At 71.2% G+C, this 24,705-nt stretch carries 28 protein-coding genes and 1 pseudogene; 14 read left to right on the top strand and 15 right to left on the bottom strand.

Translation table 11 applies throughout. The features are described 5' to 3' along the window. Nucleotides 1-21: 21 nt before the first annotated feature. Nucleotides 22-624 (bottom strand): 3'-5' exonuclease, encoded by a 603-nt coding sequence (locus VIP82_RS03490; RefSeq protein ID WP_331905896.1) that lies wholly within the window; start codon nt 622-624, stop codon nt 22-24. 75 nt (nt 625-699) lie between these two features. Here VIP82_RS03490 and VIP82_RS03485 point away from each other — a divergent pair, with 75 nt between their 5' ends. Beyond that, complete coding sequence (locus VIP82_RS03485) at nt 700-1,458, top strand: class I SAM-dependent methyltransferase (RefSeq protein WP_331905895.1); 759 nt, start codon at nt 700-702, stop codon at nt 1,456-1,458. Between the two features lie 50 nt (nt 1,459-1,508). Here VIP82_RS03485 and VIP82_RS03480 read toward each other — a convergent pair whose 3' ends face one another. Further along, complete coding sequence (locus VIP82_RS03480) at nt 1,509-2,165, bottom strand: class I SAM-dependent methyltransferase (protein WP_331905894.1); 657 nt, start codon at nt 2,163-2,165, stop codon at nt 1,509-1,511. 130 nt (nt 2,166-2,295) lie between these two features. Between VIP82_RS03480 and VIP82_RS03475 the strand changes: the two genes are divergently transcribed. From VIP82_RS03475 to VIP82_RS03465, 3 genes are all read left to right on the top strand, one after another. After that, complete coding sequence (locus VIP82_RS03475; protein ID WP_331905893.1) at nt 2,296-2,907, top strand: dihydrofolate reductase family protein; 612 nt, start codon at nt 2,296-2,298, stop codon at nt 2,905-2,907. A gap of 60 nt (nt 2,908-2,967) precedes the next feature. Then, nucleotides 2,968-4,041 carry a redox-regulated ATPase YchF gene (gene ychF, locus VIP82_RS03470; protein ID WP_331905892.1) on the top strand — a complete coding sequence of 358 codons (1,074 nt, stop codon included), beginning with the start codon at nt 2,968-2,970 and terminating at the stop codon, nt 4,039-4,041. A 67-nt stretch (nt 4,042-4,108) separates the two neighbouring features. Next, a complete protein-coding gene (locus VIP82_RS03465; RefSeq protein WP_331905891.1) occupies nt 4,109-4,798 on the top strand; it encodes an alpha/beta fold hydrolase in 690 nt (229 codons plus the stop codon). Nucleotides 4,799-5,093: 295 nt separating this feature from the next. Here the strand turns inward: VIP82_RS03465 and VIP82_RS03460 are convergent. Continuing rightward, nucleotides 5,094-5,267, bottom strand: a pseudogene (locus VIP82_RS03460) (hypothetical protein); the annotation flags it as partial. A 163-nt stretch (nt 5,268-5,430) separates the two neighbouring features. Here VIP82_RS03460 and VIP82_RS03455 point away from each other — a divergent pair. Next, on the top strand, nt 5,431-5,736 hold the full coding sequence (locus tag VIP82_RS03455; protein ID WP_331905890.1) for an NIPSNAP family protein: 306 nt from the start codon (nt 5,431-5,433) through the stop codon (nt 5,734-5,736). Nucleotides 5,737-5,753: 17 nt separating this feature from the next. Here VIP82_RS03455 and VIP82_RS03450 read toward each other — a convergent pair whose 3' ends face one another. Beyond that, the gene (locus tag VIP82_RS03450) at nt 5,754-7,127 is read right to left on the bottom strand and encodes an NAD(P)-binding protein (RefSeq protein WP_331905889.1); all 1,374 of its coding nucleotides are present in this window, start codon (nt 7,125-7,127) and stop codon (nt 5,754-5,756) included. Nucleotides 7,128-7,243: 116 nt separating this feature from the next. On the opposite strand from VIP82_RS03450, the gene VIP82_RS03445 reads away from it, so the two are divergent. Further along, nucleotides 7,244-7,945 carry a phosphatase PAP2 family protein gene (locus VIP82_RS03445; RefSeq protein ID WP_331905888.1) on the top strand — a complete coding sequence of 234 codons (702 nt, stop codon included), beginning with the start codon at nt 7,244-7,246 and terminating at the stop codon, nt 7,943-7,945. A gap of 64 nt (nt 7,946-8,009) precedes the next feature. Then, entirely contained in the window at nt 8,010-8,810 is an 801-nt protein-coding gene (locus VIP82_RS03440; RefSeq protein ID WP_331905887.1) for a DUF1206 domain-containing protein, read from the top strand. A gap of 28 nt (nt 8,811-8,838) precedes the next feature. Here the strand turns inward: VIP82_RS03440 and VIP82_RS03435 are convergent, their stop codons facing one another. The 3 genes from VIP82_RS03435 to VIP82_RS03425 form a co-directional block, all read right to left on the bottom strand. Continuing rightward, entirely contained in the window at nt 8,839-9,621 is a 783-nt protein-coding gene (locus VIP82_RS03435) for a patatin-like phospholipase family protein (RefSeq protein WP_331905886.1), read from the bottom strand. 96 nt (nt 9,622-9,717) lie between these two features. After that, entirely contained in the window at nt 9,718-10,503 is a 786-nt protein-coding gene (locus VIP82_RS03430) for an EI24 domain-containing protein (protein WP_331905885.1), read from the bottom strand. Between the two features lie 97 nt (nt 10,504-10,600). Next, complete coding sequence (locus tag VIP82_RS03425; protein ID WP_331905884.1) at nt 10,601-11,077, bottom strand: MarR family winged helix-turn-helix transcriptional regulator; 477 nt, start codon at nt 11,075-11,077, stop codon at nt 10,601-10,603. A 157-nt stretch (nt 11,078-11,234) separates the two neighbouring features. Here VIP82_RS03425 and VIP82_RS03420 point away from each other — a divergent pair, with 157 nt between their 5' ends. The 6 genes from VIP82_RS03420 (at nt 11,235) to VIP82_RS03395 (ending at nt 13,817) form a co-directional block, all read left to right on the top strand. Then, entirely contained in the window at nt 11,235-11,603 is a 369-nt protein-coding gene (locus tag VIP82_RS03420) for a DUF7882 family protein (RefSeq protein WP_331905883.1), read from the top strand. A 120-nt stretch (nt 11,604-11,723) separates the two neighbouring features. After that, nucleotides 11,724-11,915: a hypothetical protein gene (locus tag VIP82_RS03415; protein WP_331905882.1), complete on the top strand. Its 192-nt coding sequence runs from the start codon at nt 11,724-11,726 to the stop codon at nt 11,913-11,915. A 16-nt stretch (nt 11,916-11,931) separates the two neighbouring features. After that, a complete protein-coding gene (locus VIP82_RS03410; protein WP_331905881.1) occupies nt 11,932-12,219 on the top strand; it encodes a hypothetical protein in 288 nt (95 codons plus the stop codon). Nucleotides 12,220-12,258: 39 nt separating this feature from the next. Then, the gene (locus VIP82_RS03405) at nt 12,259-13,098 is read left to right on the top strand and encodes a DNA-formamidopyrimidine glycosylase family protein (RefSeq protein WP_331905880.1); all 840 of its coding nucleotides are present in this window, start codon (nt 12,259-12,261) and stop codon (nt 13,096-13,098) included. Nucleotides 13,099-13,151: 53 nt separating this feature from the next. Further along, a complete protein-coding gene (locus VIP82_RS03400; protein WP_331905879.1) occupies nt 13,152-13,274 on the top strand; it encodes a hypothetical protein in 123 nt (40 codons plus the stop codon). Between the two features lie 33 nt (nt 13,275-13,307). Beyond that, nucleotides 13,308-13,817: a hypothetical protein gene (locus VIP82_RS03395; RefSeq protein ID WP_331905878.1), complete on the top strand. Its 510-nt coding sequence runs from the start codon at nt 13,308-13,310 to the stop codon at nt 13,815-13,817. Here VIP82_RS03395 and VIP82_RS03390 read toward each other — a convergent pair. The 3 genes from VIP82_RS03390 to VIP82_RS03380 form a co-directional block, all read right to left on the bottom strand. Continuing rightward, a complete protein-coding gene (locus VIP82_RS03390) occupies nt 13,804-14,400 on the bottom strand; it encodes a carboxymuconolactone decarboxylase family protein (RefSeq protein ID WP_331905877.1) in 597 nt (198 codons plus the stop codon). The two genes, VIP82_RS03395 and VIP82_RS03390, sit on opposite strands and share 14 nt — an antisense overlap. A 106-nt stretch (nt 14,401-14,506) precedes the next feature. Then, the gene (locus VIP82_RS03385; RefSeq protein ID WP_331905876.1) at nt 14,507-16,039 is read right to left on the bottom strand and encodes an MDR family MFS transporter; all 1,533 of its coding nucleotides are present in this window, start codon (nt 16,037-16,039) and stop codon (nt 14,507-14,509) included. A gap of 133 nt (nt 16,040-16,172) precedes the next feature. Continuing rightward, the gene (locus tag VIP82_RS03380; protein WP_331905875.1) at nt 16,173-16,382 is read right to left on the bottom strand and encodes a hypothetical protein; all 210 of its coding nucleotides are present in this window, start codon (nt 16,380-16,382) and stop codon (nt 16,173-16,175) included. Nucleotides 16,383-16,429: 47 nt separating this feature from the next. On the opposite strand from VIP82_RS03380, the gene VIP82_RS03375 reads away from it, so the two are divergent. Continuing rightward, complete coding sequence (locus tag VIP82_RS03375; RefSeq protein ID WP_331905915.1) at nt 16,430-18,448, top strand: ABC transporter ATP-binding protein; 2,019 nt, start codon at nt 16,430-16,432, stop codon at nt 18,446-18,448. Nucleotides 18,449-18,469: 21 nt separating this feature from the next. Here VIP82_RS03375 and VIP82_RS03370 read toward each other — a convergent pair whose 3' ends face one another. The 5 genes from VIP82_RS03370 to nadA all read right to left on the bottom strand — a co-directional run bounded on the left by VIP82_RS03370 (nt 18,470) and on the right by nadA (nt 24,703). Then, on the bottom strand, nt 18,470-19,423 hold the full coding sequence (locus VIP82_RS03370) for a glycosyltransferase family 2 protein (RefSeq protein WP_331905874.1): 954 nt from the start codon (nt 19,421-19,423) through the stop codon (nt 18,470-18,472). 73 nt (nt 19,424-19,496) lie between these two features. After that, nucleotides 19,497-20,666 carry a cysteine desulfurase family protein gene (locus tag VIP82_RS03365; protein ID WP_331905914.1) on the bottom strand — a complete coding sequence of 390 codons (1,170 nt, stop codon included), beginning with the start codon at nt 20,664-20,666 and terminating at the stop codon, nt 19,497-19,499. Between the two features lie 25 nt (nt 20,667-20,691). After that, nucleotides 20,692-21,549 (bottom strand): carboxylating nicotinate-nucleotide diphosphorylase, encoded by an 858-nt coding sequence (gene nadC, locus VIP82_RS03360; protein WP_331905873.1) that lies wholly within the window; start codon nt 21,547-21,549, stop codon nt 20,692-20,694. Beyond that, nucleotides 21,543-23,354: an L-aspartate oxidase gene (locus VIP82_RS03355; protein WP_331905872.1), complete on the bottom strand. Its 1,812-nt coding sequence runs from the start codon at nt 23,352-23,354 to the stop codon at nt 21,543-21,545. Before VIP82_RS03355 ends, nadC begins: the two co-directional genes overlap by 7 nt. After that, nucleotides 23,351-24,703, bottom strand: coding sequence for a quinolinate synthase NadA (gene nadA / locus VIP82_RS03350; protein WP_331905871.1), 1,353 nt, complete (start codon nt 24,701-24,703; stop codon nt 23,351-23,353). Before nadA ends, VIP82_RS03355 begins: the two co-directional genes overlap by 4 nt. Nucleotides 24,704-24,705 lie beyond the last annotated feature (2 nt).

Genomic DNA, 24,705 nt, shown 5'->3' with positions numbered 1-24,705 from the left:
CGGCGAGGCGGACGAGGCGGCCTACGCGACGGCGAACGAGATGGCGGGAGCCGCGGTTATCGCGATCTGCGACACGCGCACGCCGACGGCCTCGGTGAGGGCTTCGATGTCGGTCGCGCCCACCCGGTGCGCGGCGTCGATCATGACGTGGGCGCAGGCGAGCGCGTCTGCGGTCGCGTTGTGGTGGGGGAAGTCGGCGAAGCCGGCCTCGGCGGCGACGAACGGCAGCCGGTACGACTCGAGCCGGTAGACCTTGCGCGCGACCTGGAGGCTGCAGGCATAGCGGTAGGCGGGGCAGTCGTCGCCCGTCGCGTCGCAGGCGCGCTTGAGCACCGCCATGTCGAAGCCCGCGTTGTGCGCGACGAGGATGTCGTCGCCGGCGAAGGCGACGATGTCGGCGAGCTGCTGGGTCCAGGTGGCGGCGTCGGCGACGTCCTCGGGCTGGATCCCGTGGATGCGCACGTTCAGCTCGAAGAACACGTCGTGCCCTGCCGGCGGGCGGATGAGCCAGCCCGTCTTCTCGACGATCCGGCCGTCGCGCACCCGCACGAGACCGACCGCACAAGCGGAGGCGTTGCTGGAGTTCGCCGTCTCGAAGTCGATCGCGGTGAAATCCAGTGGCACGTCCCCAGACTCACCCGGCGTCGGCCGCACCCGCGGAAGGCGCGCCGAACGAGGGCGTCGTCATAGGGTCGGGGCATGGCCAGTCGCGAGGAGATGTCGCTGTCGTTCGGGTCCGCCGCCGGAGCCTACGAGTCGGGGAGACCCGACTACCCGCGCGAGGCGGTGGACTGGATGCTGTCGCCCGTGCGCGAGCCCGGCCGGGCACTTCGCGTCGCCGACGTGGGCGCGGGCACCGGCAAGCTGACCCGCACCATCGTGGAGGCGGGCGCCGAGGTCGTCGCGATCGATCCCGACCCCGACATGCTCGCCGCGCTGCGCATGCACGTGCACGGCGTCCCGACCTTCGTGGGCACGGGCGAGCGGATGCCGCTTCCCGACGCGTCCGTCGACGCGGTACTGCTCGGCCAGGCGTGGCACTGGGTCGAGCCCGTCGCCGCCTCGGCGGAGGTCGGGCGCGTGCTGCGCGCCGGCGGCGTCCTCGGGCTCGTCTGGAACATCCGCGACGAGTCCGACCCGTGGGTGCGCCGGCTCACCGCCGCCATGCACGGCAGCCACGCTGAGGAGATGCTGTCCGGCGACGGCCCGCAGGTCGCCGAGCCCTTCGACGGACTCGAGGCGAGGTCGTGGCACTGGACCCGCTCACTCACGCGGGCGGCGATGCTCGACATGGTGGCCTCGCGGAGCTACGTCATCACCTCGTCCGATGCCGACCGCAGCGCCGTCCTCGCCGCGGTGAGCGTGCTGTTCGACGAGCGTCGCATCACGGACGCCACCGGCGCCGAGGTCGTCGACCTGCCGTACGTCACGCACGCGTACCGCGGCATCCGTCACTGAGGCATCGCGCGCGCACCGCCCGGCGCTCGAACGGTCGACGCGCAGGCGCGCTAGGTGCGCACCGCGCCGACGACGTGCCACGGCCCGCTGCGCCCGCGGTACCGCGGTTCGAAGCCGCGTCGGCGCAGCACGTCGACCATCGCATCCGGAGCGTGGGCGAAGGCGCGGTAGGGATTCCCCGTGAGCGCGTACACGGCGTTGATCGTGCGAGCCGCCACGCGGGCGAAGAGACCGTGCGTCGGGTGGCTGAACACCACGGCGCGCCTTCCGCGTCCGGCGGCGGCGCCGAGCAGCCGCTCGTAGTCCGGGTAGCAGCAGACGACACGATGCAGCACGACGATGTCGGCCGGCTCGACGCCCTCGGGGGCGCCGGCGAGGTCGACGCCCAGCATCCTCGTGACGCGAGCGCGGAGCCCCGCCTCGTCGAGGAGCCGCGCAGCTTCAGGCTCGTACGCGGACGAGAGCTCGACGTTGGTGGTGTGCGACGCACCCCGCTTGAGCGCCTCGAGCTGGATGTCGCCGATCCCGCCGCCGATCTCGAGCACCGACGCGCCATCGAGACCCACCGAGTCGGCGAACTCGAGGACCAGCTGCGCGCTCGGCGTGAGCCCCTCGCGCCGGTACCGCTGCGCGAGGCGGCGCGCGAACCGGGCGTTGAACTCGCGATCGAATCCGTCCGGTGCGTGCGGCGCACAGCACTCGTCCACGGGATCAGTATCGCGGCGCGCCGGTGCTCGGGCAACGGGCCAGGAGGCGGCGCACGGCTTCGGATCCGCGAGGCCGGCGCCGCGCATCGGCCACTCGCCCGGGCGCGCCGCCCGGCGCTAGGGTGAGCGGATGCGCACCCTCACCGTCTGCAACTTCGTCACCGTCGACGGCCGCTACGAGGACGACGACCACGACATCGGCTCGTTCTTCGAGCACTGGCATCCCGACTATCACGGCGCCGACTCGTTCGACCACTACGCGTCCGAGCTGCTGCGGGACTCCGACACCATGCTGCTCGCCGGCCGCCGTTCGACCCTCGGAAACCTTGGCTACTGGAGCGGGGTGCGGGGGAACCCGGATGCCACCGACATCCGCCGTGAGTTCGCCGAGCTCATCCTCGGCGTCGAGAAGGTCGTCGTCTCCGACACCATCACCGAAGACGACATCGCGCCGTACGAGAACATCCGCATCGTGCGCGTCTCCGACGCGCACGCCGAGGTCGCCGCGCTCAAGGGGCGCGACGGGCGCGGCATCCTGATCCTCCTCGGACGCGTGCTGTGGAACGACCTGATGCACGCGGGCCTCGTCGACGAGCTGCATCTCGTGACGTTCCCCCTGATCGCCGGAACCGGCGTGCCGCTGTTCGACTCCCGGCCGCCGGTGGCGCTGAGGCTCCTCGAGACCCGCACCTGGGAGGCGTCGGGCAACGTCCTGATGCGGTGGCGCGTCGACCCTGACTGACCCCGTGAGGGGCGGCGTCGGCGCGGGCCTGCGGCATGCGTCAACGTAGACTCGATGCCCGTGGCTCTCACCATCGGAATCGTCGGTCTCCCGAACGTCGGCAAGTCGACCCTCTTCAACGCCCTGACCAAGAACCAGGTGCTCGCGGCGAACTACCCGTTCGCGACGATCGAGCCCAACATCGGCGTCGTCAACCTGCCCGACCCGCGACTCGACAAGCTCGCGGAGATCTTCCACTCGGAGCGCATCCTGCCCGCCGCGGTGTCGTTCGTCGACATCGCCGGCATCGTGCGCGGCGCTTCGGAGGGTGAAGGGCTGGGCAACAAGTTCCTCGCGAACATCCGGGAGGCGGACGCTATCGCCCAAGTGGTCCGCGGCTTCGCCGACGACGACGTCGTGCACGTCGAGGGCGCGGTGAACCCGAAGAGCGACATGGAGACCATCAACGCCGAGCTGCAGCTCGCCGACCTCGAGACGCTCGACCGCGCGATCGCGCGGTACGAGAAGGAAGTCAAGGGCCGCAAGCTCGACCCGTCGGTGCTCGCCACCGCGGTCGAGGCGAAGGACGCCCTCGAGCGCGGCGTGCTGCTGTCGGCGTCGGGCATCGATCTCGCGCCGATCAAGGAGCTGGGCCTCTTGACGGCGAAGCCGTTCATCTTCGTCTTCAACGTCGACGAGGCGGTGCTGACGGATGCCGGTCGCAAGGGCGAGCTCGAGGCCCTGGTCGCGCCGGCCCACGCGGTGTTCCTGGACGCGAAGATCGAGTCCGAGCTGATCGACCTCGACCCGGAGGACGCCGCCGAGCTGCTGGCGTCGACCGGCCAGGACGAATCCGGTCTCGACCAGCTCGCCCGCATCGGCTTCGACACGCTCGGGCTGCAGACCTACCTCACGGCGGGCCCGAAGGAGGCCCGCGCCTGGACGATCGGCAAGGGCTGGAAGGCCCCGCAGGCGGCGGGCGTGATCCACACCGACTTCGAGAAGGGCTTCATCAAGGCCGAGGTCATCTCGTTCGACGATCTCGTGGCGACCGGATCGGTCGTCGAGGCGCGTGCGAAGGGCAAGGCCCGTCTCGAGGGCAAGGACTACGTCATGCAGGACGGCGACGTCGTCGAGTTCCGGTTCAACGTCTGAAGCCCCCACCGCGTCCGGCCGGGCGCGGGCGACTCCCCACACGTGTACCCGAGAGGACCCAGAAACCTTGGCTGAAACCCAGATCTTCGAGCCCGACGGCCGCGCGATCCCGTACGTCGACGAACGGGCCGACGGCCCGGCCCTCGTGCTCATCCCCGGTCGCGGCCTGAACATCAGCTACCTGGGCCCGCTGACGCACGCCTTGGCGGAGGAGGACTTCCACGTCGTCCGCATCGGCCCTCGTCATCCGCGTGCGGCCGCCGACCAGGTGGTCTCGATGCACGACCTGGCGCAGGACGTGGTCGACGTGATGGAGCACCTCGGGCTGGCGAGCGCCTGGGTCGGCGGTCACGCGTTCGGCGGCTCCGTCGCGCGGGCGGTGTCGCTCGATCACCCGGGACGCGTCAACGGCGTGCTGCTGCTCGGGGTCGAGGGTGCGGTGGCGACCGACGAGCTGAGCTCCGACGCGTCGGAGATCCCGGCGCAGGCGCGCGACGCCGAGGTCGAGGCGATGCAGCGGGCGGCGCTGGAGGCCACGCCCGAGCTCGAGTGGTCCTCTCTCGCGCCGGCCGTGCCGGTGCTGGTCGTGCAGGGCACCGAGGACCGGATGACCCCTCCGTCGAACGGCGAACAGCTGCAGGCGTCCGCGCCCGATCGGGTGAGCGTCGCGCGTGTCGAGGGAGCCGGGCATCTGTTCCCGGTGACCCACGTCGGTGCGACCGCGTGGCCGATCGAGGACTACCTCGACTGGGACTGAGCCGCTGCGCACCGCGCTCGCGCCGGCAGACGGCGCGGCCGCGCTCATGGCGTCGAGAGCAGCGTCGAGCTAGCGGCCCTGACGCTTCTTGAACGGCTTCGGCTGACCCTTCACCGCGGGAGCCCGGCCCTTGCCCTTCGAGGCTTTGGCCTTGCCTCCGGCGGGCACCTTCGGCTTCGGCGCGGGCCGCGGGGGCCTCGGCGATCCGCCGCTTCGCCTCTTCGAGGAGCAGCACTCCCGCCGGAGTCAGCGACCAGGTGGGCTTGCTGCGCGTGACGAGCGGGTGGCCGACCTCCGCCTCGAGCTTGTCGATCGACGAGTACAGCGACGCGAGCGGGATGCCGAGGGCATCGGCGGCACGCGGGAAGTGCAGGTCTTCGGCGACGACGGCGACGAACCGTTCCAGGAGAGTGATGTTCACAGCGAGCCTTCCGTTGCCTGCGCCTTCAGGATACGGGCGTGCCGGCATCCGGACCGCCGCCGAGCGGGCGTCGGCCCGCTGCCAAACCTGCGCGTGATCCGGCCAGCGGCGCCGTAGACGCCGCGGATCCGCCGGCGGCCGAGCGGAGGTCGGCGAGAATCGAAGACGACCCGCTCGCAGCCTCGACGGCTCGACCGATGAACGGAGCCCCATGATCACCATCCACCTGCGCTACGAGATCGACCCCGACAAGCTCGAGGAGTTCACGCAGTACGGCCGGGAGTGGATCAGGCTGGTCAACAGGCTCGGCGGCACCCACCACGGCTACTTCATGCCCAGCGAGGGGGACAGCGACGAAGCCTTCGCGCTGTTCACCTTCCCGTCGATGGCGGACTACGAGGCCTATCGCATCGCCTCCCGCACCGATCCAGAATGCCTGGCGGCCTTCCAGTTCGCGCGCGACACGCAGTGCATCCGCCGCTACGAGCGTCGCTTCCAGGCCCCGGTCTTCGACTGACGGGCGCGGCGGAGGCGTCACCCCACGTTGGCGAGTGCCGCGAGCCGTGCCCTTCCGGCGGCGATGCTCTGCTTCAGCCGATCGCGGGCCGCAAGGACTGCCTGATCGCCGGCGAGGTCGGCAGGGATGCGGGCGGGGTTCAGCGTGGTGGCGTTCGACCATTCCCGCAGGTCGGTCTCTCTGGTCATCGCGAGCGACGCGTCGCCGCCGATCACCTGCATGGTCGTCCAGTCCGAGGGCGTGTTCGCGTACGGCGACGGCCTGCACACGCGGTTCTTCTCGTCGTCGTCGTCGCGCGTGGCCTCGACGTAGCCGGCGAGCGCGGCCCCGAAGCACGGGAACCCGACCCGCACCGGCTGCGGAGTGATCGCCTCCGAGGTCCAGATCGGCCGGAGCCCCGGGTATTTCAGGCCCTCGGCCGCGCAGTGCACGACGAGCGTGTCGACAGGGACCCGGACGTCGCCGTCGGCGAAGACGAGGCGTCCGGGGCCGACGGCGCGCAGGTGACCGCGACGGACGACATCGTCGATCGTCCGGACGAGGTCGAGCTCCCATGTCGCGAGGGTGGGGGTCTTGGCCATCGTCGGTGTCACGGTCGGGTCGATGCGGAGCATGATCCCGGCATCCTCCATCCGCAGGAACACGTCGTCGGGGCTGGCCGCTTCCGCTGCGGCGGCCATCGTGTCGGCGGCCATGCCGAGGAAGACAGCAGGATCGGGCTGCACCACCGCGCGGTTGAGCAGCCACGGATCGCGCGGTCGCACCCACGTGATGGCGTTGGGCGGGACGCCGTTCTGCAGCAGCCACACGCACGTGTCGGTCGCGGTCTTTCCCGCCCCGACGATGACGTAGTGGGCGGGAGCATGGGTGATGCGGACCAGATCGTTCACGGCGATGACGCGGGCGCCATCGCCGACGACGAACGGCGGGGGAGTGAGGGATGGGATGTCGGGCGACAGATATGCGGCATCCACCACCCGCGCCCGGGGCGCGCGGAACCGCCGCCCACTCATGAGCGATGCGAACCGGCGCTCTCCCAGGTACTCGGAGCGCCCGTGGAACACGACCTGCCCGGTCGCCGTGAGACGCGTCAGGACGCGGGCGTAGTACTCCGTGACCTCGGCTGCGCGCGCTCGTTCGTGCAGCCCGCGTTCGGGGCCATCGGGCTGCACGCGGCCGCCGCCCAGCAGCGTCGAGGCGACGCCGTAGAAGGCCGAGGCCTGGTGCAGCCGTACGAAGCCGTAGGCGTCGAGCCAGTGGCCGCCCGCGCCGTGGCGACGGTCGACGATCGCGACCGAGACGTCGGCGTGGGCGGTGAGGGCGTCTACGAACGCCATCCCCATCGCTCCCGCGCCGACCACCAGGTAGTCGACGTCGACGATCCCCTCCATGCGCTCATCAGAGCAGTGGCGGTGATCCGCGTCAATGGGCGGTCCGCGCGCTACACCGCCCGGGGCCCAGGGGCAAGAGCGACGGCGAAGTCGCGTGGCGCACCGACAATGGGCAAGTGAGCGACGACGAGGGTCAGGGGACGGCGGCGCCGTATGCGTCCACTTCGGTCGAGCGTCTCCCGCACCCGGAGCCCCACCGGGCCATCGTCCTCGTCGTGGGGGTGGTCGCGACCGTCGCCTTCGTCGTGCTGCGGTTCGTCGTGGCGCTCGGAGGGCACGAACCGCTCCCGGCCGACCTGTGGTGGCATGACGTCATGGTGGCGACTCTCGATGAGGTCGCCATCGTCGCGGCCTGGGTGCCCGCCGTCGTCGGCGGCACGGTCGGAGTGATCGTGATCGGCATCGTGCTCGTGGCGATCTTCGTGTGGCAGCGAAGGCGATGGGATGCCGTGACGCTCGCGAGCGCGATCATCGTCGTCGTCGCGATCGGCGCGCCCATGGCCGCCGTCATCGCCCGCGTGCGGCCTCAGGACTCGCTCGCCGAGAGCGTCGCCACGTCGTTCCCCTCCGGTCACACCGCGGTCGCGACGACGATGGCTGTCACGCTCGGGCTGCTGCTGCGGCGCTGGTACGTGTGGCTTCTCGGCGCGTTCTGGGTGCTCTACATGATGTGGAGCCGCACCTATCTTCACGCGCACTGGCTGAGCGACGTCGTCGCCGGAATGCTGGAGGGCGTCGCGGTGGCGACGCTGGTGTGGAGTGCCGTCCAGGCCTACCGGATCCGCCGGGCGACGCCATCCTCGCGCGCGGCGGCCTGATGCCTGGATTCCGCCCGATTGCAACCCCCTCCGCCGAGGTTCGGCCCCTGGCTACGCTTCGGCCATGACCACTGCCAAGAACGCCGCGCGCACCGCGACGGAATCGCCCGTCTTCCGCACGATCGCCCGCATCGGCTATGTCGTGCTCGGCGTGCTGCACATCGTGATCGGCGCCATCGCGATCTCGGTCGCGATGGGCGGCGGGGGCGAGGCGGACCAGGGCGGCGCGATGGAGGCGATCCGGGATTCTCCCGCCGGCGTGGTGCTCCTCTGGGCGATCGTGATCGGACTGGTGGCGCTCGCCGCGTGGCAGATCGCGGAGGCCTTTCTCGCGCGGGACGCCGACGCCAAGAAGAAGTGGGGCCATCGGGTGAAGTTCGCCGGCACCGCACTCGTCTACCTCGCGATCGCGTTCACCGCGCTCGTGTACGCGCTGGGCGGCCAGTCCGACTCCTCGCAGTCGTCGCAGAGCCTCAGCGCGCAGCTGATGGCCACGACCGGCGGCCTGATCCTGCTCGTGCTGATCGGACTCATCGTGCTCGCCATCGGCATCGCCTTCGTCGTCCGCGGATTCACCCGGGCCTTCGAGAAGCACCTGGACCTTCCGGCCGGTGCCGTCCGCACGGGGATCGTGACGTTCGGCGTGGTGGGCTACGTCGCGAAGGGCGTCGCGGTCGCCGTCACCGGCGTGCTCTTCGTCGTGGCGGCGTTCACTCACGACCCCGAGAAGGCCGGAGGACTGGACGGCGCCCTGCACACGCTCGCCGAGCTGCCGTTCGGGCCGCTGATCCTCTGGGTGGTCGCGGTGGGGCTGATCATCTACGGCCTGTTCTGCTTCGCACGTGCCCGCTATGCGCGGATGTGAGCAGCTTCGCCGCTGCCGCGCATCGCGCTCACCCGCTCTCGGGCCGTCCGTCGTCTGACGCCGCAACGCTCCGTCGACCCCACTGCGCGTCATCCAGCGCCGATATCGCGGCGCGTCGCCCCTCGGCGATGAGGCGCGGCACGTCGGACATCGTCCACTGGGCCATGCCCTCCATCTCAGGCTGGACGAGCACGACCGAGGGGTCCTCGACGAGTTCCGCCGTGCGGGTCACGGTGCGCATCATGCGCACGTTCTCCCACTTCGCGTGCAGTCGCACCACGATGACGCGGGACGCGCCGAGCGCGCGGGCGGCCGCGACCGGCACGTTGTCGATCATGCCGCCGTCGGCGAGCAGCTCGCCGCTCCGCCGCACCGGTGGGAGCAGGCCCGGGACGGCGACCGTCGCCCGGAGCGCGAGGCTCAGCGGACCACTGTCGAGGATCACGCCCCGCCGAGTGCGGAGGTCGGTCGCGAACGCCGCGAAGCGCCGCGGCAGGTCCTCGATGAGCGGGTCCTCGCCGAGTGTGCGCGACACGGCGTCGACGATGGCGGTCGTGTCGAGCAGACCCCATCGGGGAGCCAGCGACCAGCGTGCGATCGCGCCCCAGCGGAATCCGCGTGCGGCGCGGTCGAGGGCATCCAGCTCGACGCCGGCGGCGTAGGCAGCGCCGACCAGGGCGCCCGAGCTCGTCCCCGTGACGATCCCCGGCTGGATGCCCCGCTCCGCCAGGACCTGCAGGACACCCACGTGCGCGGCGCCGAAAGCGCCGCCACCGCCGAGCACGAGGCCGAGATCAGGGTCGTCGCCCACGTGGTCCTCCGCTCGTCGTGCGCAGCCAAGCTAGCACCGCGTGGATGGGTGGCGACTGTGGATGCGCGCGATCCCACGGTTCGGTTCCCTCCGCGGTCAGGCCGGACGGATGCCGACCTCGTGATCCGGGCCGCGCGGCGGCTCCGCCTGCGAGGGGTTCGCGTCGAGCATCGATCGCGCCAGCAGCGCCGCACCCGCCACGGCGGCCGGCATCGTGGCAACGGCGCCGAGCGGCACCAGGAACGTGAGCTGCGTGGCGACGCCGAAGCCCAGGACGCGAGCCCGGTGGCGGTGCATCAGATGCCGACGCACAGGCCGGGCCATGCCCCGCGCCGTGAACGCCCGCGACGTCAGCTCATCGGCCACCAGCCATCCGGTGAGTGTCACGCCGAACACCGCGCTCAGCGCCCCGCCGACGACCGGCACGAGCCCGATGAGCGCGGCGAGGAGGGCGATCCCGAGCCCGCGACCGACGAGCGACAGCCCGTCGGCGACCGAGCGCCAGAATCCGTAGCGGGCATCGGGAGGGGCGGCTCCGGCATCCGTCTCCACGGCTCTCCAGATGCGCTCGTAGAACGGGTCGCCGACGAGCAGGGTCACGGCGGTGAACGTGACGACCACCAGCACGAGAGCCGCCCCGAGCAGCGCGGTGCCGACGGCGATGCGGAAGACCGTCGCCCACAGGCTGGGCCAGCCGTCGGCGAAGGGCGTCATGGCGTCCGTGAGCCCCGGCAGCGAGGCGCTCAGCGCGATCAGCCCTGCGAGGAACAGGGCACCGACGATCGCCGCGGGCAGAAGTCCCAGCATCATGAGGCCGGGGCGGCGCCGCCAGGTGGCGAAGCCGCGGCCCAGGAGGGCCACTCCTCTGACGAACTCGCGCATCGGCCTCAGCCTACGATCAATACTCGGCCGTCCTCGCGGCGAGACCCTCGATGCCTCGTGCGGTGCGCGTGGTCGGCAGGCATCGGCGGCCCGGCGATCAGTGCGAGGGCGCGGTCGCGTGCGTGACGGATGCGAGCACGTCCTCGAGGAACGTCGCCACGATCCGCGCGTCGCCGGACGTGAGTCTCGCAGCGATCGAGCGCAACCGCACCGTGAGCGGGTCGAGGTGGTCGAGGTCGATATCGCCGTCGAGCGGACGCACGAGCTTCTTGCGGCGGTCATGAGGGTGGCCGTGCACGACCACGAGGCCGCGTGCCACCAGGCGATCGATGAGCGCAGTCCCGGAGGCGGGCGAAAGATGCAGCGCGCGCGCGATCCTGCCTGGCGTGACCTCTTCGGAGTCTTCGCGCTCGAGCAGGTACCGCATCGCGGCGCGATCGGTCTCTGTCATACCGCTCTGCTGCTCGCGCTGGCGATTGAGCTTCGCCTCGGCCAGACGGAGATGCTCGAGGATGCCGGCGACATCAGGCCGGCCGGCCTCCGTCGATGCGGATGCCCCCGTGTGATCCACCACGACCTGGTCCCTCTCTGCCCTGTGCGTCACCGTGGCGCAGGGGTCCTATTGGACCATGAAATTCGCGTGAATGAAATACTCGATGGCAAAACTCTCATGACCGAATAGTTCGATGCCGAAGTATCATAGGGGTCTGGCCTTCGGAAGGAACAGCACCATGGCTGAACTGATCTACGGTGCCGAGGGCGATCCGGTCCACATGCCGGAACATCTCCTCGCACACGTCAAACTCGTCGTGGCTACCAAGCTGCGCCGCAACGAGAGCTTCATGCTGACCTGGCGTCACCCCGACGGCAGCGGCCGTTCGTCAGTGTGGCTGGAGCCGTCCATCCCGCTGCGCTTCGTGTTCGAGACCATCGAAGAACCCGCGATCGACCATGCCCTGCTCGCGAATCTCGCGGCCGCCGCCAGCTCCAACGGCGGGCTCGTCCTCGACCTCGCAGACGTCCGTCTGCTCGGGGCGTCGGGCGAGGGCACGCCTCCGCAGGAGCACCGACAGCCGGAGGTGGCGCAACCCGCCGCCTGACCCAGTCAGCCCTGGTCGCGCTGCCTTCGGAGAGGGCGTGCGGACGGCTCGCAGGTCCGCTGTCAACCCCTTTGCCCTGGATGCCGCGAGGCCGCATCCTCAGAGCGCAGGAGGTTGACGATGACCGAACCCATCGCCGACGAGCACGTCGCGCAGAAACCGGTACCGAGCGAGCCATCGGCGCTCGAATCGTCCCGCGGACCGGGGCCGGGGGAGCAGTCGGCACACGGCGACGCCGCCGAGCGGCGCCGTGAGCGCGCCGCCCGTGAGCACCCGTGGTGGGGTCCCATGCCGGCGGACCGGCATGAGTGAGGGCGCAGAGGCGAACATGCGCGACGACATCCACCAGCTGGTGCTGACCCCTCTCGCCGATCGCGCGTGGCGGTTGCGCGACCGGGCGATCGGCCGCGACGACCCGTCCAGCCTGGTCGCCTACGTGGAACAGCGCGACGACGGCATGTACGAAGCCGTGTGGGTGTCGGTGGGCTGCGGCACCGCGCGGTTCGCGTCGCTGGAGATGCTCTTCCTCGCGGCGGTTCAGATGCTGGAGCAGTGCCGCAGTCTCGGCGCGCTCAAGCCCGATCCGATCCCGCACCGGCCGCCCGCGCACGCGTGACCCCGGCGCCGTGTCGGCGGGCGGTGGCAGGATGGGGCCATGCCTGAGTCGCCAGAGGTCGAGGCTCTCGCGCGGTTCCTCGCTGACGAGGCCTCCGGTCGTGAGATCCGCGCCGTCGATGTACTGGAGTTCCGCACCGTCAAGACGCGGAACACGCCGCCCGCCGGTATCGCCGGACGCACGATCACCGGTGCGGCGCGTCATGGCAAGCATGTTCAACTCCTCCTCGACGAGGGGAGTCTCGTGGTGTCGCTCGGCCGTCACGGGTGGATGCGCTGGCTCGGCACAGACTCGGAGGGCACCGACCCCGAACTGCCGGCCGATGCGCCGCCGGCCCTCGCCACGCTCGATCTGTCGGGGGACGTCGCCCTGGAGGTGACGGATGCCGGATCCTGGGTGTCGCTCGGTCTGTTCGTGGTCGACCGCGCCGCCGAGGTCCCCGCGATCGCGAAACTCGGCCCCGATCCGGCTGACCCCGCCTTCACCCGCTCTCAGTTCGACGCCGCACTCGGCGGGCGCCGGAAGCAGGTCAAGGCGATCCTCCAGGAGCAGGAGTCGCTCGCGGGCATCGGCAACGCCTACTCCGACGAGATCCTCCACCTCGCTCGCCAGTCGCCGGTGACCCACGCCGCGGCGCTCGACCCCGAGGCGACCGACCGCCTGTTCGAGGCGACCGTGACGACCGTCCGAGACGCCATCGCGGCTCGGAGCGGAGTGCCGATCGACCAGCTGAAGGCGCAGAAAGTCGCCGCCATGCGCGTGCACGGACGCAGCGGTGAAGCGTGCCCGGTGTGCGGCGACACGATCCTCGATCTCACGTTCTCCGGCACGTCCGCGCAGTACTGCCCCACCTGTCAGAACGGCGGGGTGCCGCTCTGACACCGGAAGAGTGGGCGCCCTCGTTGCCGGCAGACCTGGGTAGCATGGACCGCATGACGACTTCGCAGCAGCCGGCCCCCCTCACTCTGGCGCCGGTGCCCGACGACAAGAACCTCCTCACGGTGGTCGAGTCCGCGGGCTCGTGCTGCGGTGGCGGCAGCTGCAGCATCGACTGACCTGACGCTCCCGAACACCGCCACGCGCCGTCGATGACCGACGACCAGCTCCACATCACCCCGCGCGTGGGTCGCATCCTCATGTCGGAGGAGGCGATCTACGGACTCATCCTCGTCTCCGGCATGATCGTGGTCAGCGGCTCCTCGACCGGCACGGCCGTCGACGCCCTGATCACCGTCGGCGTGACGGTGATCGTGTTCTTCGCCGCCCACGTCTTCGCCGGAACGCTCGGTCGCCTGGCGGCCACGGACGGGAAGGCCGGGCTGCGCGCGAGCCTGCGCGCCTCCGCTCATCAATCAGGCGGCATGCTTCTCGCCGCGGTGCCGCCGCTGCTCATCCTGCTGCTCGGCGCGACCCGGCTGATCGACGACAGCCTCGCGCTCTGGGTGGCACTCATCGTCAACACCGTGCTCCTCGGCGCGCTGGGGTGGATCGCGGTGGCGCGCTGGAGCACGCACTGGCTGCCGCGCGTTCTCAGCGCCGTGGTCACCGCCGCGTTCGGCGGGGTGCTCATCCTGCTGAAGGCGATCATCCACCACTGACGCGCGCTGCGTCGCCCGGTGCGCGCAGCGCCGCGATGAGCTCCGGGGTGAGCCCTGGCACGTCGTCGACGGGAACGGCCAGAGCGAGCAGCGCCCGGCTGAAGAAGTTGCGCGCGGCCGCGGCGAGAGTGATGTCGACGATCTCGCGGTCCGTGAACCCCACCTCGCGCAGACGGCCGGAGTCGGCGTCCGTCATGGCCGCGGCATCCGTCGACAGCTTCTCGGAGTACGCGACCACGGCACGGTCCCGCTCGTCGAGGTCGGCCTCGACGCCGTCACGCGCAAGGCGCGCCAGCTGGTCCTCATCGAACAGGCCGGCACGCAGGCTCCTGCGGCCGTGCGCGAGGAGGCAGTGCTCCGAGCCGATCGCGCGCGCCGCGCCCAGTGTGGCGAGCTCGTAGTTGCGTAGGCCGATCGAAGGCACGATCGCACGGATCAGGGTCTCGAAGGCCTGATGCGCGTCGGGGTTCACCGCCATCGCCCGGGTGTACGCGAAGACGAAGCCGTCGCCGCTCAGGTCGCTGTCGTACATGTCGGCGGCGTGGCCGGTGACGCCGTCGAGGTCTGGAGTGCTGACGATCATTGTCGTGCCTTCCCGTCGGATTCGGGCGCAACCAGAATGGCGGATGCCCCACCCCTTGTCGAGGGGTGGGGCATCCGCCTGATACCGGAGCCGCGCGTCTGGGCGATCAGTGCGCCGTGGGCACGCCCATCGGCTGATCGGCCGGCTTGCGGATGAGGAACGCGCCGACGAGCATCGGCAGCGACAGGAATGCGGCGGTCAGGAACGCGGCGTGCGTTCCGGCCGCGCCCGCCGCGACCTCGTCGGCACCCGACGAGATCGCACCGGCGGTCGCTGCGGCCATCACGCCGAACATCAGCGCGATGCCGGCCGCACCCGCGACCTGCTGCACCGTGCCGACGACCGCCGAGCCGTACGAGTAGAACTTCGGCTGCAGCGACGCGAGCGACGCCGTGAAGAGCGGTGTGAACGACAGCGCCAGGCCGATCGACAGCACGGTCTGCGCCACCGCGACCAGCCACACCGGCGTCTCGGAACCGAAGGTCGTGTAGAACCACAGCATCGCGCTCGTGATCACGGCGCCGGGCACCAGCAGCACCGTCGTGCCCCAGCGGTCGTAGATGCGACCGATGAAGGGACCAGCCAGACCCATCGCGAGCGCTCCCGGCAGCACCACGAGGCCCGTGGTGAGCGGGTCGACCTGCAGCACGTCCTGGACGTACAGCGGAACCACCGTGATGGCGCCGAAGAACGCCATCGACATGATCGCCATCTGTCCGATCGACAGCGAGAAGTTCGCGCTGCGGAACACGCGCAGATCAAGCAGCGCGTCGTCCTTGCGCTGCAGGACGAGCTGGCGCCAGCCGAACAGTCCGAGCGCGACGACGCCCACCGACAGCGACACGACGAGCGTCGTGGTCGAGGCGGCGCTGGCGGCCGCGGCATCCGCTCCGCCGCCATGACCGCCGGCCCCCAGCTGGCTGAGGCCGAAGACGAGTCCACCGAACCCGAGCGCCGAGAGGATGACCGAGAGGACGTCGATGCGAGCGTGCGTCGTCTCGCCGAGGTTGTGGATCCAGCGCGCGCCGACGACGAGGGCGACGATCGCGATCGGCAGCACCATGCCGAAGATCCAGCGCCACTCGAAGTTGTTGAGGATGGCGCCGGCGAGGGTCGGGCCGATCGCCGGAGCGAGCGAGATCACGATGCTGACGCGGCCCATCATGCGGCCGCGGATGGCCGCCGGCACGACGGTCATGAGGGTCGTCATGAGCAGCGGCATCATGATGGCGGTGCCGGACGCCTGCACGACGCGCGCGACGAGCAGCATCGGGAAGCCCGGCGAGAGGAATGCGAGGAGCGTTCCTGTCGAGAACAGCCCCATCGCGGCGACGAACATCGTGCGCGTGGTGAAGCGGCGCAACAGGAAGCCGGTGATCGGGATGACCACGGCCATGGTCAGCATGAAGGCGGTCGTCAGCCACTGCGCGGACAGCGCCGTGATTCCGAGGTCGGTGATGAGGTGCGGGATCGCGACGCCCATCGTGGTCTCGTTGAGGATCGCGACGAACGCGGCGGCCAGCAGCAGCCAGATGACGCGGCTCTCACGGGGGCCGAGCTTGGGTGTGGCGCCCGGCGCAGTGGTGCGGGGGACAGCGGGCAGGCTGCCTGTTCCGGGGGTCGTGTCGATGGCGGCCATAGGTCGTCTCCTCGAGGCTCGGATGGACAGCGAAGTGCCACCCGAGGATGGCAAGCTCTCACCATAACCTCAGGTTCCGACATCCCATTCCCGATTCAGGGAACGTCAGCCGGCGTGCCGACGACCGTTCGGATCAGCTGCCGGAGCGCCGGGGCTCCGTGTCGTCCCACCTCTCCGAGCCGATCGCGTCGGTCGGCTCGGCCTCGGGCTCGCGGTCCTCGAGGCTCTTGGGGAGCGGGTTGACGATCTCCTCGTGCGGGATGGCCTTGAGGGCGTCGATCTCCTCGCGCAGCTCGGCGAGGTCGCTGCCGTCGTGTTCGGGGGCGTCGGGAGTCGAGGTCATGGCTCGAGCCTAGCGTCGGCGGCGCTCATTAGGCTTGCCATGTGAGCATGCGCGGCGGTGGGGGCGGAGGCGGGGGCGGGCACCCCGGCTTCCGGCCGGTCGACAGCGACGCGCAGCGACGGGCGAACGCCGAAGCGCCGGAGATCCCCGATCTGGGCAAGCGGGTCGTCGGGCTCTTCCGTCCGTACAAGTGGTCGATCGTCATCACCGGCTTCCTGGTCGTCGCCGGTGCGGGCATCGCCGTCATCCCCCCGCTGCTGGTGCAGCGGGTGTTCGATGACGCGCTGTTCCCGCTCGACGGATCGGCGCCCGACCTCGGGCTGCTGTGGAAGCTCGTGGTCGCCATGATCGCGCTGTTCCTGTTCTCGGCCGGCCTCGGGGTGGTCCAGACGTGGCTCACGTCCACTGTCGGCAACCGCGTCACAGGCGATCTGCGCGTGAAGCTGTTCGATCACCTGCAGTCGATGGAGCTCGGCTTCTTCACCCGCACCAAGACCGGCGTCATCCAATCGCGCCTGCAGAACGACGTGGGTGGCGTGTCCGGCGTGCTCACGAACACCGTGACGAGCATCCTCGGCAACACCGTCACGGTCGTCGCCTCGCTCGTCGCCATGATCCTCATCGACTGGCGGCTGACGATCATCGCCGTCGTGCTCATGCCGTTCCTGGTGCTCGTGCAGCGCCGTGTCGGCCAGGTGCGGGCGCGCATCGCCGGCGAGACCCAGGAGTCGCTGTCGGAGCTGACGGCGATCACGCAGGAGACGCTGAGCGTGTCGGGCATCCTGCTCTCGAAGTCGTTCAACCGGCAGCGCACCGAGGCGACCCGTTACGCCGACGAGAATCTCAACCAGGTGCGCCTGCAGGTGCGGCGCGCGATGAGCGGTCAGGGCTTCTTCGCGGTCGTGCAGGTCATCATGGCGAGCGTCCCCGCGATCATCTACCTCGTCTCGGGATATCTGATCGGTGGCGGCAGCGACGCCATCACCGCCGGCACGATCGTGGCGTTCACCACCGTGCAGGCGCGGCTGCTCATGCCGCTCATGGGCCTGATGCGCGTGTCGCTCGACCTGCAGACCTCGTCGGCGCTGTTCGCGCGCATCTTCGAGTACCTCGACCTGGTCCCGGCCATCCGCGACGATCCCGACGCCATCGCCGTGGCGGACGCGCCGGGCCCGCTCGGCCGGATCGAGTTCCGCGACGTCGTGTTCCGCTACCCGGATGCCGCCGACGACAGCCGCGCGACGCTGCGCGGCGTCTCGTTCGTGGCGGAGCCCGGCCAGCACGTCGCCTTCGTCGGGCCGTCGGGCGCCGGCAAGACGACCGTGCTCTATCTGACGCCACGCCTGTACGAGGCGTCGGGCGGGTCCGTGCTCTTCGCCGGAGAGGACGTGCGGCGCCTTCAGCAGGAGTCGATCGTCGACAACGTGGGCATCGTCTCGCAGGAGACCTACCTGTTCCACGCCACCATCCGCGAGAACCTCCGCTACGCCAAGCCGGAGGCGACGGATGCCGAGCTCGAGGCGGCCTGCCGCGCGGCCAACATCCATCACGTCATCGAGCGGTTCGAGAACGGGTACGACACGGTCGTCGGCGAGCGCGGCTACCGGCTCTCGGGTGGCGAGAAGCAGCGGATCGCCATCGCGCGCGTGCTGCTGAAGGATCCGCCCGTGCTGCTGCTCGACGAGGCCACGTCGGCGCTCGACACCGTGTCGGAACGCGTGGTGCAGGAGGCGCTCGACGCCGCGGCCCGCGGCCGCACCACGCTGTCGATCGCCCACCGTCTGTCGACCGTGATCGCCGCCGACGTCATCCACGTGGTGGAGGCGGGGCGCATCGTCGAGTCGGGCACGCACACGTCGCTGCTCGCCGCCGGCGGGCTCTACACCGAGCTCGCGGCCCAGCAGCTCGCGACGACCAAGATCCTCGAGGCGGAAGACGCCGATCCGCCGGCGGACCACCCCGACCGCCGGGCCGACATCGCTCCGGACCTCGCCGTGGTCACGCCCGATGAGGTGCTCGCGTCCGGCCGGGCCGTCATCCGCGACACCGACTGGCCGGAGGGCTGAGGCCGGGTCGTCAGACCGAGGTCACCACAGACGGGCGGCGGCGACGGCGGTCGCGGCCGGTTCGGGCAGTTCCGTACCGTCCGTGCGCGCCCAGAGCGCGCGCGCGAAGGCACCGAGGTCGCGCCGATAGGCGCCGTCCACGTGATCGCGCGCCAGGTCGACGAGGGGCGGCAGATCCATCGTGAGGATGAGCCGCACGCGGGATGCCGCTGCCCGCGTCTGGCCGGCGGCATCCAGCACCGTGATGCCGCCCATCAGCGCGTCGAGGTAGTCGCGGAGCACCGGCAGCTCGCCCTTGTGCTGCGTGATCGACGAGCCGTCCGCCCGCTCGCGCCACTCGACGACGACGTCGGGGATGACGTCGAAGGCCCGGGCGCGCGTGTACATCTGCTGCGCGACGATCTGGTCCTCGTAAGCCTTGCCGACGGGAAACCGCAGTCCGGTACGCTGCCACAGGTCCGTCCGGCTCACCTTCGACCAGGCCACGATGTTGCCCGACGCCTCGGGGTGCTGGTCGAGCGTCGTGCCGAGGCGCGCCGGGTCGGTCGCCGCGGCTACCCACGGCTGCACGATCCCGGCGGTGTACCCGCCGGCGGTGTCGGGGCGGAGGCGCACGTACGCGCCGAGGGCGAAGTCGCTGCCGCTGGCCGTGAGCGTCCCGACGAGCCGCTCGAGGGCGTGCGGCGTCAGACGATCGTCGGCGTCGAGGAAGCCGACGAACGGCGTGCGCACGAGCTCGAGCCCGCTGTTGCGCGCCGCGCCCAGCCCGGACTGCTCCGGATGGTGCACCACCTGGAACCTGTCGTCGGCGGCGGCCGCGGCGTCGAACAGGGCACCGGTCTCGTCCGTCGACGCGTCGTCGACGAGGATTGCCGCCCAGTCGGTGCGGGTCTGCGCCCGGAGCGAATCCAACGCCTCGGCGGCGTAGGCGGCCACGTCGTAGCCCGGGACGATGACGGTCACGGCGGGGGTCACGTCCCGATCCTATGGGCGCTGCCGAGCACCGAGGGTCGAAGCGGGCATGACGGTCCGCCCCGCCGGCGCGCGCTCAGCGGCCAGGGGTCGAGACCGCGGCCACGGACGCCTCCACCGCGTCGGCGACGGCGTCCAGGGGTGCGTTGAGCCAGCGGGGGAACGTGAACCGTACGGCGGTCTGCGCGATCTCGGGGGCGATACCCATCGCGAGGAGCACATGAGAGGGCTCGTCGCTGCCCGCGGCGCAGGCCGACCCGCTCGACGAGACGACCCCGCGCCGCTCCAGCTCGAGCAGCACCGCCTCGCCGCTCGTGCCCGCGAAGGTGAAGCTCGCGGTGCCGCCGAGCCTGTTCACCGGGTCGCCCGTGAGCCGTGCCGACGGCACGCGCTCGAGCACCCGCGCGATGAAGCGATCGCGGATCGCGCCGACGCGGGCCGATGCCTCGACGCGCTCCGCTTCGGCGAGCTCCAGCGCGGTGGCGAACCCGACTGCGCCGGCGACGTCCTCGGTGCCGCTGCGGCGGCCGCGTTCCTGCCCGCCGCCGTGCAGCAGCGGCTCGAGCGGGATCCGGCCGCGGATGCCGAGCACGCCCGTGCCCTTGGGGGCGCCGAGCTTGTGCCCGGCGAGCGAGATCGCGTCGTAGCCGAGCTCCGCCGCCGAGAGCGTCAGCCAGCCGGCCGCCTGCACGGCATCGAGGTGCAGCGGCACCCGTCGCTCGCGGAGGGCGGCCGCGAGGGCCGCGGCATCCTGCACCGTCCCGACTTCGTTGTTGGCGTACCCGACGCTCACGAGCACGGTGTCGTCGCGGAGGGTCTGCGCCACGGCATCCGTCGACACCCGCGCGTGCTCGTCGACCGGCACGTACGTCGCCGCGAACCCGTGCAGCCTCTCGAGGTACGCGACCGACTCGAGCACCGACTCGTGCTCGATCGGCGTCGTGATGACGTGCGCGGGGCGCAGGGCGCCGGCCGCACCGTCACGGCGCAGGGCGGCCGCGACGGCGATGCCCTTGATCGCGAGGTTGTTGGCCTCGGTGCCGCCGGAGGTGAAGACGATGTCGCCGGCGCGGAGACCGAGCACCCGGGCGACGCGTGCGCGGGCGTCGGCCAGCGCGTCTGCGGCCGCTTCGCCCACGGTGTGGTGGCTCGACGCATTGCCGTACCAGCGGGTGAGGTACGGCATCATCGCCTCGAGAACCTCCGGGCGCACCGGGGTCGTCGCCGCGTTGTCGAGGTAGAGCATGCTCATCGGGTGCCGCTCTCGTGGTTCAGGGGGCGTCGATCCGCACGTCGAGCCCCAGATCGAGCGCGCGGGCGGAGTGGGTCAGGGCGCCGACCGAGATCACGTCGACGCCCGTCTCGGCGATGGCGCGCACCGTCTCGAGCGACACGCCGCCCGACGCCTCGACGGTCGCGCGACCCGCGACCTGGGCGACGCCGGTGCGGAGCTCGTCGAGCGAGAAGTTGTCGAGCATGATGGTGCCGATCCCCGCGGCGAGCACGGGCTCGATCTGCTCGATCCGGTCGACCTCGACCTCGATGTGCGTGGTGTGGGGGAGGAGGTCCTTCGCGGCGAGCAGCGCCGCCGTGGGCGAGACGCCCTTCTGCGCGAGGACGGCGAGGTGGTTGTCCTTCGCCATGACGGCGTCCGACAGGGAGTGACGGTGGTTGCGGCCGCCGCCGTCGCGGACGGCCTTGCGCTCGAAGGCGCGCAGGCCCGGTGTCGTCTTGCGCGTGTCGGCGATGCGGGCGCGGGTGTGGGCCACCTCGGCGACGTAGGTGCCGGTGAGCGTCGCGATGCCCGACATGCGTTGGACGAAGTTGAGTCCGATGCGCTCGGCCGTGAGTACTCCGCGGGCGGCTCCGGTCACGACCGCGAGCACCGCCCCCGGCTCGAACCACTCGCCGTCGTCGACGACGAGCTCGACGTCGATGGCGGGGTCCGTCAGGCGGAACGCGGCCTCGAACACCTCGCCCCCCGAGAACACTCCGCGTTCGCGCGCCACGAGGTCGGCGCGGGCGACGGCGTTCTCGGGGATGAGCGCCTCGCTCGTGAGGTCGCCCCATGGCGCGTCCTCTTCGAGCGCGGCCGCGACCGTGCGGTCGATGATCGCCCGGGTCAGCATGCGACCGCCTCCTCGGCGACCGGAAGTGCCGAACTCCTCCGAAGCGCGGCGACCGACGCGACGGGAGCGACCGTGACGGTGGCCTGGTGCAGATCCTGAGGACTTGCGGCCGCAGGGTCGTCGGACCGGAAGTGGGCGCCGACAGACTCCCGGCGGGCGCGTGCCGCGGCGACGACCCGCGCGGCGAGGAGCAGCAGGTTCTCGTCCTCGAAGTCGTGCTCGCTCACCGGCGTGCGCAGCTGCGCCCGCCAATGGGCGATGAGGGATGCCGCGTGCCCGAGTCCGTCCTCGTCGCGCACGAGGCCGGCGTGCTCCCACATGAGCTGCTGCAGCGCTCGCCGCGAGAACGGCTCCGCGGGGACGGGAGTACGATTCGTCGCGCTGCGCTCGCCGGACGATCGGTCGTCGAGCGGGTCGAACGGCATGGCGGCCCCGTCGTCGAGCGAGGAGACGGAACGTCTCGGGCCCGTCCACGCCCCGGACACCGTGTCGGCGGCGATCACGTCGCCGGCGCGCGCGCCGAACACCGCGCCTTCGAGCAGCGAGTTCGACGCGAGGCGGTTCGCGCCGTGCACGCCGGTGCGGGCGACCTCGCCCACGGCGTAGAGGCCCGGCAGGGACGTGCGGCCGAACAGGTCGGTGGCAACGCCGCCCATCAGGTAGTGGGCGGCCGGCGTCACCGGGATCGGCTCGCGCGCCCAGTCGAGACCCCGCTCACGGACGGCCCGGTCGATCGTCGGGAAGCGCCGTGCGAGGAACGCTGCGCGCTCGTCGGCATCGGACGAGTGGATATGCGTCGCGTCGAGAAGCACCGGGCGTCCGTCCTGGGCCTCCATCTGCCGCGCGATCGCCCGGGCGACGACGTCGCGGGGCGCCAGCTCGCCATCGCGGTGGGCATCGAAGACGAACCGGCGGCCGTTCTCGTCGACGAGCGTCGCGCCCTCGCCGCGCACCGCCTCCGACACCAGGAAGGACTCGCCCGCCGCAAGCCCGGCGGCGTCAGCCTTGCCTTCGAGCCGGCCGGCGTCAGCCTTGCCTTCGAGCCCGGCGGCGTCAGCCTTGCCTTCGAGTACCGTCGGGTGGAACTGGAAGAACTCGAGGTCGGCGACCTCGGCTCCCGCGCGGATCGCCGCGGCGATGCCGTCGCCCGTCGCCACCTCGGGGTTGGTCGAGTGCGCGTACAGCTCGCCCGCGCCGCCCGTGGCCAGCACGACCGCGTCGGCGTGGAGGGTCTCGCGGCGGCCGGGGGCGGCATCCGTCTCGCCGACGAGCAGCTCCACCCCGGTGACCCGCCGTGCGCCTGACGCGACGCCATCGAGCACCAGGCCGACCAGGAAGGCGTGCTCGATCACGGTCACGTCGCTCGCGCGCAGCCCGGCGACCAGCGCCTTCTCGATCGCCGTGCCGGTGGCATCGCCGCCCGCGTGCAGGATGCGCGGATACGAGTGCGCGGCCTCGAGGCCCTTCACGAACCCGCCGGCGGCGTCGCGGTCGAACGCGACGCCGAGGGCGACGAGCTCGCGGATGCGCGCCGGGCCCTCGTCGACGAGCACCCGCACGGCGTCAGGGTCGCTGAGCCCCGCGCCCGCCACGAGCGTGTCGCGCACGTGGTCCTCGACACGGTCGTCGTCGAACATGACGCCGGCGATCCCGCCCTGCGCGTAGCGCGTGTTGGCGTGCTCGAGCACGTCCTTGGTGACGAGCGTCACGCGGCAGCCGTGCGCGACGGCGTGCAGCGCGGTCAGCAATCCGGCGATCCCCGAACCGACGACGATCGCGCGGGGCCCTGCCGCCGACACGGTCATGACGCGTGCTCCCAGGCGGCCGCGGGGGCTGCCGGCGGCTTGGCCGCCAGCATCCGCTCCAGTGCCAGGCGTGCCGGGTCGGCGACGTCCTGCGGCACCGTGATGCGGTTGCGAACCTCGCCCGCCACGAGTCCTTCGAGCACCCACGCGAGGTACCCCGGGTGGATGCGGTACATCGTCGAGCACGGGCACACCACCGGGTCGAGGCAGAAGATCTCGTGCTGCGGGTGCTCCGCCGCGAGGCGCTGCACGAGGTTCACCTCGGTGCCGATCGCGAACGCGGTCGGCTCGATGGCGGCTTCGATCGCCTTGCGGATGTAGTCGGTCGAACCGGACTCGTCGGCCGCGTCAACGACGTCCATCGGGCACTCGGGGTGCACGATGACGCGCACGCCGGGGTGCTCGGCGCGGGCCTTCTCGATCTGCTCGACCGAGAAGCGGCGGTGCACCGAGCAGAAGCCGTGCCACAGGATGACGCGCGCGTCCTCGATGGCATCGACGGAAGCCCCACCGAGAGGCTTGCGGGGATTCCACATCGGCATCTGCTCGAGGGGCACGCCCATCGCCTTCGCGGTGTTGCGGCCGAGGTGCTGGTCGGGGAAGAAGAGCACGCGGCGGCCGCGCTGGAACGCCCACTCGAGCACGGTCCGCGCGTTCGACGACGTGCAGACGATGCCGCCGTGCCGACCGACGAAGCCCTTGATCGCGGCCGAGGAGTTCATGTAGGTGACCGGGATGACGGGCACGAGGCCGTCCGCATCGACGGCGTCCATGTCGCCGTACACCTCGGCGAGCTGCTCCCAGCAGTCCTCGACCTGGTCGATGTCGGCCATGTCGGCCATCGAGCAGCCGGCGGCGAGGTTCGGCAGGATCACGGCCTGCTCCGGGCGCGACAGCAGATCGGCGGTCTCGGCCATGAAGTGGACGCCGCAGAACACGATCGCCTCGGCATCCGGGTGCTCCAGTGCCGCGTTCGCGAGCTGGAACGAGTCGCCCACGTAGTCGGCGTGCACGATGACCTCTTCGCGCTGGTAGAAGTGGCCGAGCACCACGACCCGGTCGCCGAGGCTCGCCTTGGCGATGCGGATGCGTTCGGCGAGCTTCGCCTCGGACGCCTCGCGGTACTCACGGGGCAACTCGCCCTGGCGCGGGGATCCCGTCGGGATGACGTCACCCATCGACGAGCCCGGACCGTAGCCGGGGCGCGTGTCGAAGTCCCACGGGCCGGCGGCGAGATCCGTGTTGCAGGTCTCGCCGGTCGACGCGCCCAGGATGATCGCCTGGATCGCGTGATCGACAGAGGCGTCGAGTTCGGGTCGAGGGTTGAGGGTGATGTTGACGGCAGGCATGT

Origin of the sequence: Microbacterium sp., from assembly GCF_036566905.1 — a bacterium.
In the GTDB taxonomy this organism is placed as follows: Bacteria; Actinomycetota; Actinomycetes; order Actinomycetales; family Microbacteriaceae; genus Microbacterium.
This window is presented reverse-complemented; position numbering and strand designations above follow the sequence as displayed.